The organism is Plantactinospora siamensis, assembly GCF_042434095.1.
Lineage (GTDB): Bacteria > Actinomycetota > Actinomycetes > Mycobacteriales > Micromonosporaceae > KBS50.
The window spans coordinates 78,079-97,239 of sequence record NZ_JBHLUE010000020.1 but is presented as its reverse complement, the minus strand read 5'-3'; the positions used below and the strand labels follow the sequence as shown (position 1 = coordinate 97,239).

Sequence of the window (19,161 nt, the reverse complement as noted above, 5' to 3'; positions counted from 1 at the left end):
CCGTGGCGGGGGCCGATCATAACAACAGCCATCAAACGCCGTAATCCATTGTGGATGCATGGCGAGGCGGCCGACCGGCCGGGTCCGGCCGAACAGACGCCGAACGGGGCGTCGCGGGTTGCGCCCGGACCGTATTCTCGGCCGATGCGCGTCCTTTTGGTCTCCGCGCCGCTGCTCGGTCACGTGCTGCCGCTCGTGCCGCTCGGCCGGGCCCTGCGCGCCGCCGGCCACGAGGTGCTGGTCGGCACGGCCGCCGCGGCGACCACCGTCCGGGACAGCGGGCTCGACGTCCGCGACATCGCGCCGGGCTTCGACTTCGACCGGATCGCCCGCGGATTGCTGCTGCGACACCCGCTCGTCGCCCGCGCCGAACTGGCCGGCACGGCCGGCACCCGCGGCGTGGCGCTGCTGTTCGGCGCGGTCAACGACCGGCTGGTCGACGGCCTGGTGGCCACGGCGCGGCAGTGGAAGCCGGACCTGGTGCTGCACGAGCCGCTGGCGGTGGCCGGCGCGGTGGCCGCCGCCCGGCACGACGTCCCGGCCGTACGCGTGGAGAACTCCCTGTTCGACGGGTCCGAGCTGGTGCGGGTCACGGCCGACCGGCTGGGTCCCGCCCTGCGCCGGCACGGGCTCACCGCGCTGCCGCCGCCCGCCGCCGCCGTTGCGGTGGCCCCGCCCAGCGTGCTGCGCCAGCACGGGTGGCCGATGCGGTACGAGCCGTACGGCGGCGAGGGGGAGCTGCCGGTGTGGCTCGCCCGGCCCGGCGACCGGCCCCGGATCCTGGTCAGCCGCAGCACCGTGAACGGTCCCGGCTCGACCGGCCTCATGCGCGCGGTGGTGACCGCGGCGGCCGGGCTGGACGCGGAGTTCGTCCTGGTCCGGCCGGACGCCTGGGCGCAGCGGTCGAGCCTGCCGGCGAACGTGCGTACGGTCGGCTGGATCCCGCTACCCGCGGCGCTGCCGGCCGCGGCCGCGGTGGTGCACCACGGCGGCGCCGGCACCTGCCTGGCCGCCCTGGCCGCCGGCACGCCACAGCTCGCGGTCAGCGGTCCCGGGGACCGCCGGCACAACGCCGAGCGGATCGCCGCCCGTGGCGCCGGCCTGGCCGCGCCGACCCGGGGGATCACCCCGGACCTGCTGCGCCGGCTTTTCGGCGACGATCGGCTGCGGCGGGCCGCCGGCGAGGTGGCGGCCGAGATGGCCGCCATGCCCGCGCCGGCCGAGGTGGCCGAGCGGCTGGCCGCGCTGACCCGCTGACCCGCCATCCGGCCCGGCGCGATGCCGGCTCCCGCGATGCCGGCTTCCGCAACATGCCGCCTCCCGCGCGGGCTGATCGGTGTCCGGCGCCGGCCGCCCGCCGCGGACCGGCCGCCCGCCGCGGGCCCGGCCGCCCGCCGCGGACCGACCGGCCGCCGCGGCGCCGGCCGCCCGCCGCGGAACGGACGGTGGCGGTCGCGTTTCCGGGCCGGCGACCGGGGTACGGCCGGAGCAGGAAGCGGAGGAGGCGCGGGGTGGCCGGACGGATCGAGGACTACGCGCTGATCGGCGACCTGCACACCGCCGCCCTGGTCGGCCGGGACGGCTCGGTGGACTGGCTGTGCCTGCCCCGGTTCGACTCACCGGCCTGCTTCGCCGCGCTGCTCGACGACGACGAGGCCGGGCACTGGCGGATCGCCCCGGCGACCGGCGGCCCGGCCGCTCGGCGCCGGTACCGGGACGGCACGATGATCCTCGAGACCGACTGGGAGACCCCGGATGGCTCGGTACGGATCGTGGACTTCATGCCGCCGCGGGGCGAGGCGGCCGACGTGGTGCGGGTGGTGGAGGGCCGCTCCGGGGCCGTGCCGATGCGGATGTCGCTGCGGCTGCGCTTCGACTTCGGCCACATCGCGCCGTGGCTGCGCCGCCGGGGCGCCGACCTGGCCGCCGTGGCCGGCCCGGACGCCGCGTGGCTGCGCACCGACGTGCCGGTGGAGGTGGCCGACGGCACGGTCTGGGCCGAGTTCACCGTCCGGCCCGGCGAGCGGATCCCGTTCGTCCTGACGTACCAGCTGTCCCACCTGCCGCGACCGCGACCGGTGGTGCCGGACGAGGCGCTGGCCGGGACCACCCGGTTCTGGCGCGACTGGATCGGCCGCTGCGACTACCGCGGCCGGTGGGCCGAGCCGGTACGCCGGTCGCTGATGCTGCTCAAGGCCCTCACGTACGTGCCGACCGGCGGCATTCTCGCGGCCGCCACCACGTCGCTGCCGGAACAGCTCGGCGGACCGCGCAACTGGGACTACCGGTTCTGCTGGCTGCGCGACGCCACCTTCACTCTGCAGGCGCTGCTCGGCACCGGGTACGTCGCCGAGGCCAAGGCCTGGCGCGAGTGGCTGCTGCGGGCCGTGGCCGGCGACCCCGCCGACATGCAGATCATGTACGCCCTCGACGGTCGCCGCCGGCTGACCGAGCACACCATCGACTGGCTGGCCGGATACCGGGACTCCCGACCGGTGCGGGCCGGCAACGCGGCGGCCGACCAGCTCCAGCTCGACGTGTGGGGGGAGGTGCTGGACGGGCTGCACCTCGGTCGGGAGGCCGGCATCGCCGCCACGGACGCCGCCTGGGACCTGCAGCGGGCCATGCTGGACTGGTTGGAGGGCAACTGGCACCAGCCGGACAACAGCCTCTGGGAGATGCGCGGCCCGCGCCGGCAATTCGTCCACTCCAAGGTGATGGCCTGGGCCGGCTTCGACCGGGCCGTGCAGGCCGTCCGGCGGCACGGCCTGGACGGGCCGGCGGACCGCTGGCGGGCCACCCGGGACGCCATCCACGCCGAGGTCTGCGAGCACGGCTTCGACGCCGACCGGAACACCTTCACCCAGTTCTACGGTTCGGCCGGGCTGGACGCGGCGCTGCTGCTCATCCCGCGTACCGGCTTCCTGCCCTGGACCGACTCGCGGGTGGTGGGCACCGTGGACGCGGTCCGCAAGGAACTGGCCTCCGGCGGCTTCCTGCTGCGCTACCAGCCCGAGCACGACGGCGTGGACGGGCTCCCCGGCGGTGAGGGCGCGTTCCTTGCCTGCTCGTTCTGGCTGGTCGACGCCCTGCACGGCACCGGCCGCGGCGCGGAGGCGGAGAAGCTGTTCGACCGCCTGCTCGGCCTGCGCAACGACGTCGGGATGCTGAGCGAGGAGTACGACCCGGGCAGCGGCCGCCAGCTCGGCAACACCCCGCAGGCGTTCAGCCTGGTCGGCCTGGTCAACTCCGCCCGCCGCCTGGACGGCGAGCCCGGGTAGCTCAGCCGTCGGCGGGGCCGGCGCTCGCATCGTGCGGTCCCCGCCGGGCCAGGTTGCTGACCCCGTCGGTCGGTACGTCAGGTTCGGCGTACGGCTCACCCGATAATACATGCAGTGTGCAAAGGATGCGTAAGGCACGTTTGACACCGGGTGGTTTCGCCGGGGGTCTGGACGGGCACCGCACTCCTGTGGCCGGTGGCGGCCACGGGGCGCCGGTCTGCGGCGCTCCCGGTGTGGAGGGAAGTGATCATGCAGTCTCGAAGCGGACGACGGGTCGTGGTGGTCACCGGGGCGAGCGGCGGGATCGGCCGCGCGACCGCTCGGCGGTTCGCGGAGATGGGCGCCGACGTGGCCCTGATCGCCCGGGGCGAGGACGGCCTGGAGGACGCCGCCGCCGAGGTGCGCAAGGCCGGCGGCCAGGCGCTGCCGCTCCCGGTCGACGTGGCCGACAACGACGCGGTCGAGGCCGCGGCGGCCACCGTGGAGGAGCGGCTCGGCCCGATCGACGTCTGGGTGAACGTGGCCTTCTCCTCGGTGTTCGCGCCCTTCCTGCAGATCAGCCCGGAGGAGTTCGAGCGGGCCACCCAGGTCACCTACCTGGGATACGTCAACGGCACCCGGGCCGCGCTGCGCCGGATGCGGCCCCGGGACCGCGGCGCCATCGTGCAGGTCGGCTCCGCGCTCGCGTACCGCGGCATCCCCCTGCAGAGCGTCTACTGCGGAGCCAAGCACGCCATCCAGGGTTTCCACGAGTCGCTGCGGTGCGAGCTGCTGCACGACAAGAGCGGGGTGAGCGTGACCATGGTGCAGATGCCCGCGGTGAACACGCCGCAGTTCGACTGGGTGCTGTCCCGGCTGCCCGGCCACCCCCAGCCGGTGCCGCCGATCTACCAGCCCGAGGTGGCGGCCCGGGCCGTGGTGTACGCGGCCGACCACCCCCGGCGTCGCGAGTACTGGGTGGGCGCCTCCACCGCCGGCACGCTGCTGGCCAACGCCGTGGCGCCCGGCCTGCTCGACCGCTATCTGGCCCGTACCGGATTCTCGTCCCAGCAGACCGACGAGGTCGACCACCGGGTCCGGGAGAACCTGTGGGAGCCGGCCGACGACGCCCCCGGCACCGACCAGGGCGCGCACGGCTCGTTCGACGCCAAGGCCACCGACCGCAGCGTCCAGCTCTGGGCCTCGCAGCACCACGGCCTGCTGGGCGCGTCGGCCGCGCTGCTCGCTGGCCTGGCCGCGCTGGCCTGGTCCCGCGGCCGCCGCTGACCCCCACCCCCGGCCTGCGCTCCCGCGCCCCCGTATCCACGCGTCGGTCATGGGCTTTGCCGCGTGATTCCGATGGGATCTCGCGGTAAAGCCCTTGATCGACAGCGGGGTCGCGGGGGTGGGCGGGGCGCGGCCGGTCCGCGGCATGGGCGACAATCGGGACATGCCTCGCTCCACCGAGCCGTCGTCCGAGCTGTCCGGGGACCGTGCCGACCTGGTGGATGCCCTGCTGTCCGCCGGTCGCGTGATGGTGGCCCTGGCCGCCCGCTCGCTCGCGCACCTCGATGCCGACGTCACGCTCCCGCAGTACCGCGCGCTCGTGGTGCTGGCCTCCCGGGGTCCGCAGCGGGTCGTGGACATCTCGGCCGAGCTGGGCGTGAACCCCTCAACCGGCACCCGGATGTGTGACCGGTTGGTCCGCAAGCAACTGGTCCGCCGCTACCGCGGCTCCGCCGACCGGCGCGAGGTCCGGCTCACGCTCACCCCGGCCGGGCGGCAGCTGGTCGACGAGGTGATGACCCGGCGCCGGGAGGAGCTCACCGCGCTGGTCGCGGCCGTGCCCGGCGGCGGCCAACGGGATCTCGTGGCGGCGTTGCGAGCGCTGGTGGCGGCCGCCGGCGAGGTGTCCGAACACGAATGGTGGCTGGGCTGGGCCGGCGCCGAGACGGGCGACCCGGTCGAGCAGGCCGGCTGAGCCGCGCCCGGCGGGAGGTCAGGGATGGCCGGTCAGCGCCGGTCGGCCCGGGGGGAGCCGTCCGGGCCCAGCACGGTGTCCAGCCGGCCGTCGTGGTCGGAATCCAGGTACGTCACGTCGGGCACGCCGTCGCCGTCGAGGTCGATCTGCACGATGTCGGCCACCCCGTCCCCGTCCAGGTCGGTGGCCACCTCGGTCGAACCGTCCGCGTGGTGCATGATGATCGACCGGGCCGGCGACACCGGCGCCGACCCGACCGCGCCGCCTCCCGGATGCGGAGCGGGCGAGGAAGGCGCTACCGGTGCGTCGGCCATTGCCGCCCGGTCGGCGACCGGATCGAGGCCCGGCCCGGCCGGGTCGATCTCCTCCTCGGAGGGGAAGACGTCGCCACGTGCCGCGGGATCCCGGTAGGTGCTCATCTCCACGCTCCTCGCTGTCGTACGGCCGGCCGGCCGAGCATGTCCGACGCTGTACCCGCTGCCCGGTCGATCGATGCCGACCCCGCACCGCGCACCATCGCACGGTAGCGTCGCCGCTACGCACCGCCGCCCGCCGACGGAAGGGGACCCTGTCAACGGGTCCCAGCGCCCCGCTCCGGGGCGGCCGGGCTCAGGATGCGGCTTCGGCTCGGCGTTGGCGCAACTTAGCCGAATCGCTTCGGGTCGAAGGGTTCGGGATAGTGGAATTGGCCGCGTTGGCCGTTGTAGTGGGTGAGCGCGCGAACCTGAAAGTTCTTCCCCCACGACACATCTGGTGAGTCGATGCCGTACTGCTGTGCCGGGACGAACCCAAATCGGTGGTAGTAGTCCGGGTCACCTAGCAGCGCCACCAATGGCTCGCCGAGCGCGTCGGCCGCGCCGAGGACGGCGTGCATCATCGCCGAGCCGATCCCGGCCCGCTGGCGATGCGGGAGCACACTGACCGGGCCGAGCCCCAAAGCTGGCTCGGCATCGACGCGGGCGCGGGTCGCGAGCACGTGACCGACCACCGCATCGTCCTCGATCGCGACCAACGAGAGCTCAGGGATCCAACTCTCGTCAGCGCGAAGCCACGACACGAGCGTCGCTTCCCCGGGATCGCCGCCGGGCTCCACCGGTGGGGCGCTGTAGGCCAGGCCCCGGAATGCGGCCGCAGTCACGGCCCGGATCGCCTCTGCGTCATGGGCGAGTTCGCGTCGAATGATCACCGCCGAACCTTGGCAGCATCCAGCAGACACGACAACCTATTTGCCACCACGAGGTCGTGCGGGACGCAGGCGGCGAACAGCAGGTCCTCGTCGTCGGCCGCGTCCATCGCTCTTCTTTCCGACTCCCGTGCTCGTGATCGGCGGACCGCCGATTCCTTTTCGCCGTGGCCGGGTCTGTACAGGCAGGACGCGTGGCCAGGTGGGCCCCGCGGGGCAGGATGCGGAGAGGGTGAGACCAGGGTGGTGAGCAGGGAGTCGGATGCGGTCAGGCGGCACTGGATCGCGCAGCGGCGGGCGATGGTCGATCCGGGCGCGGGGCCACCGGCCGACGAGTCGTGGGGGGACCTGACGGCCGAGCCGCGGGAGGTCGACTATGTCGAGATCGACGCGGGCGGCCGGCCGGCGATGTGGGCGATCCCCAAGCGGAGCGCGCCGGACCGCGTCCTGCTGTGCCTGCACGGTGGGGGATTCATCAGCGGGTCGATCTACTCGCACCGCAAGCTGTTCGCGCACCTGGCCAAGGCGGCCGGGGTCCGGGCGCTGATCGTGGAATACCGCCTTGCCCCGAAACACGTGCATCCGGCCCAGGTCGAGGACGCGGTCACCGCCTACCGGTGGCTGCTGGAGCAGGGGACAGCCGCCGAGCACGTCGTCCTCACCGGGGACTCGGCCGGCGGCGGGCTTTCGATCAGCGTGCAGCTCCGGGCCCGCGAGCTGGGCCTGCCGCTGCCGGCCGCGGCGATGCCCTTCTCGCCGTGGGTGGACATGGCCGCGACCGGCGGGTCGTACAAGAGCAACCGGGACCGGGACCCGTTCTTCCTCGCGGAGTCGGTGCGGCAGTTCGCCGGGATGTTCCTGGGTCCCGGCGGTGACGCCCGCGACCCGCTGGCCAGCCCGCTGCACGCCGACCTGGCCGGCCTGGGGCCGGTCTACATTCAGGTCGGTGGGGACGAGACCCTGCTCGACGACGCGCGCCGGCTGTGCGCGCACGCCCAGCGGGCCGGCGTCGAGGTCCGGCTCGACGTCTTTCCCGGGATGCTGCACACCTTCCAGATGGCCGCGGGTCGCGCGCCGGAGGCCGACGACGCGATCCGGCGGATGGCCGGGTGGGTGCGGCCGAGGCTCGGGCTGGGCGAGGCGTCGTGAGCGTGCGTGGCGCCGCGACGGGCCCGCGTGGGGACTGGACGACAGGAGGCGGCCATGAGCTCGACCGCGACTGAGCCGGCGGACCCGGACCAGTTCGCCCGTCGGGTCGAGCCGTACCGGCGGGAACTGCTGGCGCACTGCTACCGCCTGCTCGGGGCGGCGCAGGACGCCGAGGATCTCGTGCAGGAGACCTACCTGCGGGCCTGGCGGTCGTACGACAGGTTCGAGGGGCGTTCGTCGGTGCGGGTGTGGCTCTATCGCATCGCCACGAACGCCTGCCTCACGGCGCTGGCGCGGCACGGGCGGCGGGCGTTGCCGTCGGACCTGTCCGGCCCGGCGGACGACCCGGACACGCCGCCGTCGCCGGCGCCCGGGGTCGACTGGCTGCAGCCGATCGCCGACGCGCGGTTCGGCGCGGACCCGCGCCACGGCGCCGACTCGGCGGACCCGGCGGCGATCGTGGTCGGACGGGAGAGCCTTCGGCTCGCCCTCGTGGCCAGCCTGCAGCACCTGCCGCCGCGCCAGCGGGCGGTGTTCATGCTGCGGGAGGTGCTGGCGTTCTCCGCCGACGAGGTAGCCGAGATGCTCGGCACCACGACCCCGGCCGTCAAGAGCATGCTGCAGCGGGCCCGCGCCCGGCTGGACCAGGTGGCCCCGGGCCGGGGGCGGGTCGAGGAGCCCACTGAGCCGCGGGCCCGGGCGCTGCTCGAGGCGTACGTCGCCGGGTTCGAGAACGCCGACACGGCGGCGCTGGAGCGGGCGCTGCGCAGCGACGCGGCCATCGAGCTGGTCGGGACGCGCACCTGGTTCGCCGGCCGCAGCACCTGCCTGCGGTTCCTCGAACGGGTCATCGGGTCGGCCGGGACGTGGCGGATGGTCCCGGTCGCCGCCAATGGCGGGCAGCTCGCCGGGGCCGCCTACCGGCGCGGCGGCGACGGCGGCTACCACGCCTTCGGCCTGGGCCTCCTCTCCATCACCGGCGCGGGCATCGGCCGGATCGTCGTCTTCGACGGCGGCCCCGGACTGCTCGCCGAGTTCGGCCTGCCGGCCACCGCACCGGACCATCCTCCTAGGACGCTGTAGCGGAGGTGTGCCCGTTCATCGGGGTAGCCTGGTGCTCCGCCACGGGACCGGGGAGGCGCGCGGATGACCGGTGCGATCACCAACTGGGCCGGCAACATCCGGTTCAGCACCGACCGGCTGCACCGGCCGGCGTCCCTGGCGCAGCTGTGCGAGGTGGTGGGCGGCCGGGCGGCCGCCGGGGTACGGCTGAAGGTGCTGGGCAGCGGGCACTCGTTCAACCGGGTCGCCGACACCGACGGCGAGCTGGTGTCGCTGGCGGCCATGCCGCCGGAGATCGACATCGACCCGGCCGCCGGGACGGTCTGGGTGGCGGCCGGCATCCGGTACGGCGAGCTGGCCGTCCGGCTGCACGAGGCCGGCTTCGCGCTGCACAACATGGCCTCGCTGCCGCACATCTCGGTGGCCGGCTCCTGCGCCACCGGCACGCACGGTTCGGGCGACCGCAACGGCGGGCTGGCCACCGCCGTGTCGGGTCTGGAGCTCGTCACCGCGGACGGCACGCCGCGGATCCTGGACCGCGACCATCCGGACTTCCCGGGCGCGGTGGTCGGGCTGGGCGCCCTCGGCGTGGTCACCCGGCTCCGGCTGAGGATCGAACCGGCGTACCAGGTCCGGCAGTACGTCTTCGACCAACTGCCCCGAGCCGCGGTGGACGAGCACTGGTCGGAGATCTTCGCCGACGGCTACAGCGTGAGCCTGTTCACCGACTGGACCAGCCGGAACTTCGTCACCGGGTGGCTCAAGCGGCGTACCGACGACGGCCGGCCGGAGCCGGGAGCCCGCTGGTTCGGCGCGACCGCGGCCACCGGGCCCCGCCATCCGGTGCCGGGGATGGCGGGGGAGACCTGCACCCGGCAGGGCGGCGTGCCGGGGCCCTGGCACGCCCGGCTGCCGCACTTCCGTCTCGAGTTCACCCCGAGCAGCGGGGCCGAGATCCAGTCCGAGTACCTGCTGCCGCGCGACCGGTTGGTCGAGGCGCTGGGCGAACTGGACGGGATCCGCGACCGGATCGCGGCCGTGGTGCAGACCTGCGAGGTGCGCACCGTCGCGGCCGACGACCTCTGGCTCAGCCCGGCGTACGGCCGGGACACCGTCGCCCTGCACTTCACCTGGCTGCCGGACGCCGCGGCGCTGTCGCCGGTGCTGGCCGCCCTGGAGCGGCGCCTCGGGCCGCTGTCCCCGCGGGCGCACTGGGGCAAGGAGGCCGGCCTCGACCCGGCCGGCGGGTACGAGCGGTTGGCCGACTTCGCCGCCCTCACCCGCCGGTACGACCCGGCGGGCACGTTCCGCAACGCCCTGCTGGACCGTTGGCTGTCCGGGTTGGAGAGTCCAGCGCCGCGGTAGGGCGGCATCGGCTGACGACGCCCGGCGCCCGAGGCCCGACGGGCGCGCCGGGTCGGCCGGTGGGGTCCTTCTACCCTGCCGGGCCGGCGCCCGGGTCGGTAGGAAGAGGGTGCAGACGCCGCCCGCGCCGGGTCGGAGCGGACCGGCCGGGGTCGGGAGGCCGGACCCTGGAGGCATCCGATGACCGCGATTCTCAACCCGACCGGTCCGGCACCGCACGCCGCGCCGGCGCCGAACGCCGCGCCGGCGCCGCCGGAACGGGCGCCGGCGCCGCCGGAACGGACGCCGGCGCCGCCGGAACGGGCGCCGGCGCCGGTGGAACGGGCGCCGGCCGGGCGGTCGGATCCGGCGCAGCCACCGGCCGCGACCCGGCTCCCGGTGGCGGAGTGGTCCGCTCCGGCGGGCTCGACGAGCTGGTCGGCGCTGTCCCTGCCCGGCCCGCGGCCCGGTGTGCTGTTGCCGGTCGCCGCCGGCGGTCGGCCGGTCGGCGCGTTCATCGTGGTGGACGGCGCGCTGCGCTACCGGCCCGTGGTGGACCTGCGCGCGCTGGTGGGTGCGGCTGCGGGCGCGATCGGGGCGCTCGCCGTGGCGGTGAGCGTCGCCACCGCGGCGCGTCGACCGCCGGCCGTGGGCAGCGTCCGGATGGGTCCGGGCGGCTGGGTGAGCCTGCGCGGCGTACCGGCGCCGGTCCTGCGGCCGGCGCCGTCGCGGCCGTGGTGGGCTCGCCTGCTGCGGGCCCACCCGCTGGACGGACGCCGCTGACCGCCGCCCGACCGGCGGCGCGCGGCCGGTGGGTTCGCCCGCCGCCGTCGGATCCGCGCGCGGCCCGCGAGCCTGCCGGGGCGGGCCGCGCACACGACGGCGCCGCCGGCCTGAGCCGGCGGCGCCGTCGTCGAACCGCTGCGATCCGTGGACCTGACCTGGATGGACCTACTGCCCCGGACGCGGTACGTCGCCGCGCCACGCGCCGGTCTCGGCGCCGCGCTTCTCGATGAACTCCTTGAACCGCTTGGCGTCGGCCTTGACCTGGCGCTCGTCGACGCCCACGGCGTCGCCGGCCTTCTCCAGGACGCCTTCCGGCTCCCAGTCCAGCTGGATGGTGACCCGGGTCTGGTCGTCGTTCAGCCGGTGGAAGGTGACCACCCCGGCGTGCTTGGTGTCGCCGTCGACGCTCTTCCAGGCCACCCGCTCGTCCGGGTGCTGCTCGGTGATCTCGGCGTCGAACTCGCGCTTCACACCGGCGACCTTGGTCACCCAGTGGGTGCGGCGGTCGCTCAGCTGCGTGATCGACTCGACCCCGCCCATGAACTCGGGGAAGGACTCGAACTGCGTCCACTGGTTGTACGCGGTGCTGACCGGGACGTTGACGTCGATCGACTCGGTGACGGTGGACAAGGGAAACCTCCTTGTGAGTTTTTCGACTCAGTTCTTCGCTAGGCGGCTGGCGACCCTGGCCGGATCGGATGTCCGACGGCCGGGCGCCGGTGCCGCCGACCTACTTGCTACCCACCCCGGGCGCGGTGAAACGACGCGAAATTCGACGCAGTAATTCGACGCGCCGTGCTCAGTCCGGCAGCAGCGACGCCGTCCGGCCCCGCTCGACCGGCCGCACCCGGTACGGCAGCTCCCGCATGGCCGACACGAAGTCCCGCAGCGGCGAGCGGAAGACGGGGTAGTCGTCGTAGTGGATCGGCACGGTCAACCGGGGCCGCATCAGCCGGACCAGCTCCGCGCCCTGCCGGTCGTCCATGGTCAGCAGCAGCCCGGCGATGCGGGTGCCGCCGAGGTGGATGAGCATGGCGTCCATGTCGGGGAACCGGCGCGGGATCTGGGCCAGCATCGGCCGGTTGAGCGTGTCACCGGTTATGTAGACCCGCAGCGCCCGTTCCCCGCCCCGCTCCAGGTCGAGGACGGTGCCCATCACCTGCGGCAGCAGCCGGTCGACGATGCCGGGCCCGTGCTGGCCCGGCACGGCCGTCACCCGCAGCGTCCAGCCGTCCCGCTGCGCCTCCTTGGCCTGCCAGGTCCGCATGTCGACCGCGCCCCGGAAGCCCCAGCCCCGCAACCGGCGGCCGGCCTGCGGGGTGGTGAGGATCGGGAGGCCCCGGTCCAGCCCGTGCCGGGCCACCCGGTCGAAATGGTCACCGTGCAGATGGGACAGCAGCACCGCGTCCAGCCGCGGCAACTCCTCCACCCGCAGCGCCGGGTCGGTGAGCCGGCGGGACCACATCCCGTACCCCAGGTAGGCCCGCTGGCCGCGGTGCAGGAAGTTGGGATCGGTGAGCAGGGTGAACGGCCCGAGCCGGAGCACCGTCGTGGCGGTGCCGAGGAAGGTCACCGTGCTCTGCAGGTGCGGCTGGTCCGTCATCGGTCGTCTCCTCCGCGGCGGTCGGCGGTTCCCGGCTCCGGGGGTGGTACCCCGGGCCGGGTCGCCGACACGTCGTGGTGGAGCGCCCCGGACGCCCCGCTCAGCCCGCCGGTACGGGCCGCTGCGGTGGATCGGCCCGGCCGGGCCACGGCCGGCCGGGCGGGGGATCGACCGCGCGGACGCCGATCGGCGCGAGCACGTCGTCCACGAGGGCGCGCATCGCCTCCGACGGCTCCAGCTGGAGCTCCCGGCGCAGCAGGTCCCGGTAGACGTAGAACGCGTGCAGCGCCTCGTAGGCGTTGCCCTCGGCCAGGTGGGTCTCCACGATCAGCCGGTGCGGCGTCTCCCGTAACGGCTCGGCCGACATCGCGTCCAGGGCCGCCTGCAGCGCCGCCCCGTGTTCGCCGGCCCGCAGGTGCGCGCGGGCGATGGCCTCCAGCATGTGCAGCCGCAGCTGGCGCAGTCGTTCGCGTTCCAGCAGCACCCAGTCCTCGTACCAGCCGGGCAGCAGGTCGTGTCGCCCGGCCACCACGGCCGGCACGGCCCGCCGCGGGTCCGCCCCGGCGGCGATCCGCTCGGCCGTGCCGGTCAGCTCGTCGACATCCACCGCCACCTGCGGGTCGAGCCGGACGGTGTCGCCGGAGACCAGCAGCGGGCAGGACCTGTCCTGGCGGATCCGCCACAGCGCCGTCCGCATGCAGGACAGGGCGCGCTCCTCGGATGTCTCCGGCCAGAGCAGGCCGGCCAGGTGGGTCCGGGTGGCGCCGGGCCGGAGCGCGATCAGCGCGAGCACCCGCTGCAGCCCGCGCGGCACCACCACCGGGCGGTCCCGGTCGACGAGCCGAAAGCCGCCGAGCAGGGCCAGCCGGACGGTGGGTGGCGCCGGCCGCGGACGCGGCACGGCGCCGTTCCGGCCGGTCGGCACGTTCGTTTCAGAGGCCACGGCGAACCCCCCTGCACCGTGACCCGGGTCCCATGAGCCGCTCGGTCGGAGAAAGGCCGGGACCCCGCTGTCCCGGTCCGGCACCCGGGACCGGGCCGCCAAATATGACGAACGTTACCAATCGTACTTACCCTGCGTCAATGGCTGGTCCCGGACATCCGGCCGCCGTAACCAACCCGTTAGCACCGGGCTGAGCTGGGAAGACGCGGTCTCCTCTGGCCTACTCTCGGCCAGCATCGTCCCCCGTTGGCGTCACCTCAGCGTCACCACCTGCGGAAACCTGTGAGTGACCTGTGACAGCCCGGTGACCCTCCGGGGTGCAGCCTCGTCCTCGGCGACGGACCGCGGCCGGGCAGGCCGCGGTCCCGGCATCCCGACCGGCTGCCGTGGCCGTCGCCGTCGAGGCTGGGGGGACAGATGCACCACGCGCTGATCGTGGCCAGGATTGCGCCCGGCGCCGCCGAGCGGGTGGCGGAGATCTTCGCCGAATCCGACCGCACCGAGCTGCCCCGGGTGGTCGGCGTGCGGCACCGCTCGCTCTACCAGCTCGGCGACCTCTACCTGCACCTGCTGGTCACCGACGAGCCGGCCACCGACGCCGTGGGCCGGGGGACCGAGCATCCCGAGTTCGCCCGGGTCAGCCAGCGGCTGCGCCCGTACATCTCGCCGTACCTGCCGACCTGGCAGTCACCGCGGGACGCCATGGCGCGCTGCTTCTATCACTGGGACGCGCCGATGCCCGCCGGCTCGACCCGCTCGGCGCCGTGACCGTCGCCGCCGGGGTGGAGCGTCCGGCCTGGGTACGCTGCGCCGCCTGCACCGCCCTGCTCTACCGCAAGCGGTTGCGGCGCAACCTCGACGTCTGCCCCGAGTGCGGGGACCATCGCCGACTCACCGCGGCGGAGCGGATCGAGCAGCTCACCGATCCGGGCAGCGTCGCGGCGCTGCCCGAGGAGGTCGGGCCGCAGGACCGGCTCGGCTTCGTCGATGTGCTGCCCTACCCGCACCGGCTGGCCGCCGCCCGGGCGGCCACCGGGCTGACCGAGGCGGTGCGCTGCGTGCGGGGCAGCGTTGGCGGGCATCCGGTGGTGCTGGCCGTGATGGACTTCCGGTTCCTCGGCGGCAGCCTCGGGGCCGCCACCGGCGAGCTCATCAGCCGCGCAGCCGAGCACGCCCGGGAACACCGGCTGCCGTACGTGGTCGTCACCGCCTCCGGCGGCGCGCGGATGCAGGAGGGCGCCCTGTCGCTCATGCAGATGGCCGGCACCGTGCAGGCGCTCGACGCGCTGCGCACCGCCGGGCTGCTCACGGTCAGCGTGATCACCGATCCCACGTACGGCGGGGTGGCGGCGTCCTTCGCCACCGCGGCCGACGTGGTGGTGGCCGAGAGCGGCGCCCGGATGGGCTTCGCCGGGCCCCGGGTGATCCGGCAGACCCTCGGCCAGGAGCTGCCGCCCGGTTTCCAGACCGCGGATTTCCTGCTCCGGCACGGCCAGGTCGACATGGTGGTGCCGCGCCGGCAGCTCCGCTCGGCGCTGGTGGCCCTGCTCGCGGCCGCCGTTCCGGGACGGCCCGCGGCGCCGGCCCGGCCGGCGGAGCCGGCGGATCACGCCGCGGTGCCCGCGCGGCCGGCGGATCACGCCGCGGTGCCCGCGCAGCCGGTCGAGCCGGACACGGCGCCGGCCGGGGCGGCCGCCCCGCCTGCGCCGCCGCCCCGGATCCCGCCGCCGGCGCCGGAGGCGCCCACCGCCTGGCAGACCGTCCGGCTGGCCCGCGATCCGCGCCGGCCCACCACGCTGGACTACCTGGGCACCGCCTTCGAGGGTTTTGTGGAGCTGCGCGGCGACCGGTCCGGCGCGGACTGCCCGGCGGTGGTGGCCGGGCTGGCCCGGCTCGGCGGGCTGCCGGTGGCGGTGATCGGCCACCAGAAGGGACACGACACGGCCGGCCTGCTGGCCCGCAACTACGGCATGGCCTCCCCGGCCGGCCACCGCAAGGCCGTCCGGGTGATGCGGCTGGCCGACCGCCTCGGGCTGCCGCTGATCACCCTGGTCGACACGCCGGGGGCGGACCCGGGGGTGGCGGCGGAGCGGGCGGGGCAGGCGGGCGCCATCGCCGAGTGCATCCGGACCATGTCCGGGTTGGGCGTGCCGACCGTCACGGCCGTCACCGGCGAGGGCGGCAGCGGCGGCGCGCTGGCGCTGGCCGTCGCCGACCGGGTCCTGCTGCTGCGCAACGCGGTCTACTCGGTGATCAGCCCGGAGGGCTGCGCGGCCATCCTGTGGGACGACCGCGCCGCGGTGGCCCGCGCCGCGGCCGCGCTCCGGCTTACCGCCGCGGACCTGCTCGGGCTGGACGTGGCCGACGCGATCGTGCCGGAACCGCCGGGTGGCGCGCAGGCCGACCCGGTGGCGGCCGCCGACCTGCTGCGCTCGGCGCTGCTGGCGGCCCTGCTCCCGCTGCTGGCCGAGCCCGTCGACCGGCTGCGGGCGCGACGGGTGGCCCGCTTCCGCCGGTACGCCCCGGCCGGCGCGCGGCCCGCGCACCGGCGGCCTGCGCCGGACGAGGAGCCGGCCTCGGCCGTCAGCGAGCGAAGCATGTCCGGAGGCCTCCGATGACGACAGACGGTAACGCCGTCGGCGAGCGCGGGGACGGGCGCCGGGACCGGTCCGGCGACGGCCGGCTGGCCGAGTTGCGGACGGAGGCCCGCGAGCTGGTGAGCGAGCTGGCCGGCCCGGTACGGCGGGTGCATCTGCGGCGCGGGGACACCGAGCTGGAGATCGAGTGGCCCGACCCGGCGTCCGCGTTCGCGGCCCCGTCGGCGGCGCCGGTCGGATCGGCGACGCCGGGGTCGGGCGCGCCGGCGGCGGTCCCGGCGACCGGGCCGGGCGCGGCGGTTCCCGCCGAGGACGGTTCGCACACCGTGCTCTCGCCGATGGTCGGCACGTTCTACCGCGCCCCCGAACCCGGCCGGCCGCCGTACGTCGAGGTTGGCGACCTGGTCGAAGCCGGCCGGGTGATCGGGATCGTCGAGGCGATGAAGCTGATGAACGAGGTGACGGCCGGCCGTGCCGGCCGGGTGCTGGACCTGCTGGCCGCCGACGGCCAGCCGGTGGAGTACGGCCAGCCGCTGATCGCGCTCGCGCCGGTCGGCTAGGCGTCGGAAACGGGGAGACGATGTTCGAGAAGGTGCTGATCGCCAATCGGGGCGAGATCGCGGTACGTGTCATCCGGGCCTGCCGGGAGCTCGGCATCCGGACCGTGGCCGTGCACTCCACCGCCGACGACGACTCGGCGGCGGTCCGGCTGGCCGACGAGGCGGTCCGGATCGGACCGCCGGCGAGCCGGCTCAGCTACCTCAACGCCGCGGCCATCGTGGAGGCGGCCCGGCAGACCGGCGCCGAGGCGGTGCACCCCGGCTACGGCTTCCTGGCCGAGGACGCCGACTTCGCCGAGATCTGCGCGGACAACGACCTGGTCTTCATCGGCCCCGACCCGGAGGTGGTGCGGGCGTTGGGGGACAAGTCCCGCGCCCTGGCCCTGATGCGCGCGGCCGGTCTGCCGGTGCCGCCGGGCAGCGCCGAGACGGTCGCCGGCCTCGGGCAGGCCCGCGCGGCGGCCGACGAGATCGGCTACCCGGTGATCCTCAAGTGCGCGGCCGGGGGCGGCGGACGGGGCATGGCCGTGGTCGGCGCCCCGGCCGAGCTGGCCGGGGCGTACGCCCGGACCCGGGCGGCGGCGCAGGCCGTCTTCGGCGACGACCGGATCTACGTCGAGCGGTACCTGGATCCCGCCCGGCACGTCGAGGTGCAGCTGCTGGCCGACGGGTACGGCGCCGCCGTGCATCTGGGCACCCGGGACTGCTCGGTGCAGCGCCGGCACCAGAAGCTGGTGGAGGAGGGGCCGGCGCCGGCGCTGTCGGCCGGCACCCTGGCGGCGATCGCCGACGCGGCCCTGCGCGGGGCCCGGGCCGTCGGCTACACCGGCGCCGGCACCTTCGAGTTCCTGGTCGACGAGGCGGAGCGCTTCCACTTCATCGAGGCGAACTGCCGGATCCAGGTGGAGCACCCGGTCACCGAGCTGATCACCGGCGTGGACATCGTGCACGAACAGCTGCACCTGGCCGCCGGCGTGCCGCTGCGGCCGCGGCAGCAGGACGTGCTGCCCCGCGGCGTGGCCATCGAGTGCCGGGTGAACGCGGAGGACCCGGACCGCGGGTTCCTGCCCACCGCCGGCCGGCTGGACGTCTTCGCGCCGCCCGCCGGCCCGTTCACCCGGGTCGACACGCACGGCTTTGCCGGGTACGTCATCCCGCCGTACTACGACTCGCTGCTGGCCAAGGTGGTGACCTGGGCCCCGGAGCGGGAGCTCGCGATCGACCGGATGGACCGCGCGCTGCACGAGTTCGCCGTGGCCGGCCCCGGTGTCCGTACCACCATCCCGTTCCTGCGGCGGATCCTCGACGACGCGGCCTTCCGCAAGGGGCGTTACTCGACCGGGCTGGTCGACCGGCTGACCGGTGACGGGTCCGCGGCGCCTGCCGAGCCGGCGGCCGGAACCGGCGCGTACCCACCGTCCTAGGAGGACCCAATGACCCTCGAACACACCTCCCGGCGGGCCGCGACGCCCGCCGAGATCACCGAGATCCTGGTACGGCACTGCGGGCTGGACCCGGAGGCCGCGGCCGCGGCGCCGGCCGCCTCGCTGGCCGACCTGGGAATGGATTCGCTCGCGCTGCTGGAGCTGCAGGCCGTGGTGGCCGACCGGTACGGCGTGGCGCTGCCGGAGCGGGCCACGCTGCTGAGCATCGCCGAGATCGCCGACCTGGTGGCCCGGCAGAGCGAGCCGGCCGACCCGCTGCCCGGGCACACCGAGAACTCGGTGGTCATCGCGGCGCCGTTCGACCTGGTCTGGGAGCTGACCAACGACGTGGCCGGCTGGCCCGCGCTGTTCACCGAGTACGCCTCGGTGGAGGTGCTGCGCCGGGCCGGGGACACGGTGCTGTTCCGGCTGACCATGGTGCCCGACGAGGCCGGCGTGTCCTGGAGCTGGGTCAGCGAGCGTACGGCGGACCGGGACCGGCGGGAGGTCCGGGCGCACCGGGTGGAGACCGGCCCGTTCGAGTACATGCGGATCCACTGGAGCTATGCCGAGGAGCCCGACGGGGTGCGGATGACCTGGGTGCAGGACTTCGCGCTGCGGCCGGACGCGCCGGTCGACGACGCGCAGATGACCGAGCGGATCAACACGAACAGCCGGGTGCAGCTGGACATCATCCGGCAACGGATCGAGCGGGTCGCGCGGCAGCGGGTCGCGGTCGGCGCCGGGGGCGGCGATGAGTGAGCAGGCGGCGGCCGGACCGAGCGACCTGCTGCGGCCGGCGCCGGGCAACGGCGCGGCGTCGGGCAACGGCGCTCCGTCGGGCAACGGCGCTCCGTCGGGCGGCGGCGCTCCGTCGGGCGGCGGCGCGGCGGCGGGCGGCCGGCGCGGGGTGGTGGCCGCCCGGGACGTGCCCGCGGACCGGCGGCGCGGCGGCGAGATCCGGGTGCTGCTCGGGCCGAAGACGGTCGGCAGCACGGCCGGCTTCCTGGGGGTGGCCAACCTGCGCCCGGGGGAGCGGATCGCCGAGCACTACCACCCGTACAGCGAGGAGTTCCTGTACGTGGCGTACGGCGCCATCGTGGTGGACCTCGACGACGTGCCGGTCCCGGTGCGGTCGGGGGAGGGGCTGCACGTGCCGATCAACGTCCGGCACCGGCTGCGCAACCTGGGCACCGAGCCGGCCGAGGTGGTCTTCGCGCTTGGCCCGCTCGCCCCCCGCCCGGAACTGGGTCACGTCGACACCGAGCC

Annotated in this window: 18 protein-coding genes and 1 pseudogene; 14 read left to right on the top strand and 5 right to left on the bottom strand. The window is 75.2% G+C overall.

Features of this window, described 5'->3' with window-relative positions; all coding sequences use genetic code 11:
- The first annotated feature begins 144 nt into the window (after window positions 1-144).
- The 4 genes from ACFFHU_RS24690 (at window position 145) to ACFFHU_RS24675 (ending at window position 5,241) form a co-directional block, all read left to right on the top strand.
- Entirely contained in the window at window positions 145-1,257 is a 1,113-nt protein-coding gene (locus ACFFHU_RS24690) for a nucleotide disphospho-sugar-binding domain-containing protein (protein ID WP_377342618.1), read from the top strand.
- Between the two features lie 254 nt (window positions 1,258-1,511).
- Window positions 1,512-3,281, top strand: a complete 1,770-nt coding sequence (locus ACFFHU_RS24685; RefSeq protein ID WP_377342617.1) for a glycoside hydrolase family 15 protein — start codon at window positions 1,512-1,514, stop codon at window positions 3,279-3,281.
- Between the two features lie 249 nt (window positions 3,282-3,530).
- Entirely contained in the window at window positions 3,531-4,547 is a 1,017-nt protein-coding gene (locus tag ACFFHU_RS24680; protein ID WP_377342616.1) for an SDR family oxidoreductase, read from the top strand.
- Window positions 4,548-4,710: 163 nt separating this feature from the next.
- The gene (locus tag ACFFHU_RS24675) at window positions 4,711-5,241 is read left to right on the top strand and encodes a MarR family winged helix-turn-helix transcriptional regulator (RefSeq protein WP_377342615.1); all 531 of its coding nucleotides are present in this window, start codon (window positions 4,711-4,713) and stop codon (window positions 5,239-5,241) included.
- Between the two features lie 32 nt (window positions 5,242-5,273).
- Here the strand turns inward: ACFFHU_RS24675 and ACFFHU_RS24670 are convergent, their stop codons facing one another.
- Both ACFFHU_RS24670 and ACFFHU_RS24665 read right to left on the bottom strand, forming a co-directional pair.
- Window positions 5,274-5,660 (bottom strand): hypothetical protein, encoded by a 387-nt coding sequence (locus ACFFHU_RS24670; RefSeq protein WP_377342614.1) that lies wholly within the window; start codon window positions 5,658-5,660, stop codon window positions 5,274-5,276.
- 224 nt (window positions 5,661-5,884) lie between these two features.
- Window positions 5,885-6,427, bottom strand: coding sequence for a GNAT family N-acetyltransferase (locus ACFFHU_RS24665; RefSeq protein WP_377342613.1), 543 nt, complete (start codon window positions 6,425-6,427; stop codon window positions 5,885-5,887).
- Window positions 6,428-6,670: 243 nt separating this feature from the next.
- Between ACFFHU_RS24665 and ACFFHU_RS24660 the strand changes: the two genes are divergently transcribed.
- The 4 genes from ACFFHU_RS24660 (at window position 6,671) to ACFFHU_RS24645 (ending at window position 10,762) form a co-directional block, all read left to right on the top strand.
- Complete coding sequence (locus tag ACFFHU_RS24660; protein WP_377342612.1) at window positions 6,671-7,573, top strand: alpha/beta hydrolase; 903 nt, start codon at window positions 6,671-6,673, stop codon at window positions 7,571-7,573.
- A gap of 54 nt (window positions 7,574-7,627) precedes the next feature.
- Complete coding sequence (locus ACFFHU_RS24655; RefSeq protein WP_377342611.1) at window positions 7,628-8,656, top strand: RNA polymerase subunit sigma-70; 1,029 nt, start codon at window positions 7,628-7,630, stop codon at window positions 8,654-8,656.
- Window positions 8,657-8,719: 63 nt separating this feature from the next.
- Entirely contained in the window at window positions 8,720-10,000 is a 1,281-nt protein-coding gene (locus ACFFHU_RS24650; protein ID WP_377342609.1) for an FAD-binding protein, read from the top strand.
- Between the two features lie 180 nt (window positions 10,001-10,180).
- Window positions 10,181-10,762, top strand: a complete 582-nt coding sequence (locus tag ACFFHU_RS24645; RefSeq protein WP_377342608.1) for a hypothetical protein — start codon at window positions 10,181-10,183, stop codon at window positions 10,760-10,762.
- Between the two features lie 168 nt (window positions 10,763-10,930).
- Here ACFFHU_RS24645 and ACFFHU_RS24640 read toward each other — a convergent pair whose 3' ends face one another.
- From ACFFHU_RS24640 to ACFFHU_RS24630, 3 genes are all read right to left on the bottom strand, one after another.
- Window positions 10,931-11,395, bottom strand: coding sequence for an SRPBCC family protein (locus ACFFHU_RS24640; RefSeq protein ID WP_377342607.1), 465 nt, complete (start codon window positions 11,393-11,395; stop codon window positions 10,931-10,933).
- A gap of 169 nt (window positions 11,396-11,564) precedes the next feature.
- A complete protein-coding gene (locus ACFFHU_RS24635) occupies window positions 11,565-12,368 on the bottom strand; it encodes an MBL fold metallo-hydrolase (protein ID WP_377342606.1) in 804 nt (267 codons plus the stop codon).
- A 100-nt stretch (window positions 12,369-12,468) separates the two neighbouring features.
- The gene (locus tag ACFFHU_RS24630; RefSeq protein ID WP_377342605.1) at window positions 12,469-13,311 is read right to left on the bottom strand and encodes an AfsR/SARP family transcriptional regulator; all 843 of its coding nucleotides are present in this window, start codon (window positions 13,309-13,311) and stop codon (window positions 12,469-12,471) included.
- 417 nt (window positions 13,312-13,728) lie between these two features.
- On the opposite strand from ACFFHU_RS24630, the gene ACFFHU_RS24625 reads away from it, so the two are divergent.
- From ACFFHU_RS24625 to ACFFHU_RS24600, 6 genes and pseudogenes are all read left to right on the top strand, one after another.
- Complete coding sequence (locus tag ACFFHU_RS24625; protein ID WP_377342604.1) at window positions 13,729-14,079, top strand: TcmI family type II polyketide cyclase; 351 nt, start codon at window positions 13,729-13,731, stop codon at window positions 14,077-14,079.
- Entirely contained in the window at window positions 14,076-15,929 is a 1,854-nt protein-coding gene (gene accD, locus ACFFHU_RS24620; RefSeq protein WP_377342603.1) for an acetyl-CoA carboxylase, carboxyltransferase subunit beta, read from the top strand. The genes ACFFHU_RS24625 and accD overlap by 4 nt, the downstream gene beginning before the upstream one ends.
- Window positions 15,926-16,468 (top strand): acetyl-CoA carboxylase biotin carboxyl carrier protein, encoded by a 543-nt coding sequence (gene accB / locus ACFFHU_RS24615; RefSeq protein ID WP_377342602.1) that lies wholly within the window; start codon window positions 15,926-15,928, stop codon window positions 16,466-16,468. The genes accD and accB overlap by 4 nt, the downstream gene beginning before the upstream one ends.
- A gap of 20 nt (window positions 16,469-16,488) precedes the next feature.
- Window positions 16,489-17,892 (top strand): acetyl-CoA carboxylase biotin carboxylase subunit, encoded by a 1,404-nt coding sequence (locus ACFFHU_RS24610; RefSeq protein ID WP_377342601.1) that lies wholly within the window; start codon window positions 16,489-16,491, stop codon window positions 17,890-17,892.
- Window positions 17,893-17,901: 9 nt separating this feature from the next.
- On the top strand, window positions 17,902-18,654 hold the full coding sequence (locus ACFFHU_RS24605; protein ID WP_377342600.1) for an SRPBCC family protein: 753 nt from the start codon (window positions 17,902-17,904) through the stop codon (window positions 18,652-18,654).
- A gap of 148 nt (window positions 18,655-18,802) precedes the next feature.
- Window positions 18,803-19,159: pseudogene (locus ACFFHU_RS24600) on the top strand (cupin domain-containing protein); the annotation flags it as partial.
- Window positions 19,160-19,161: the final 2 nt, after the last annotated feature.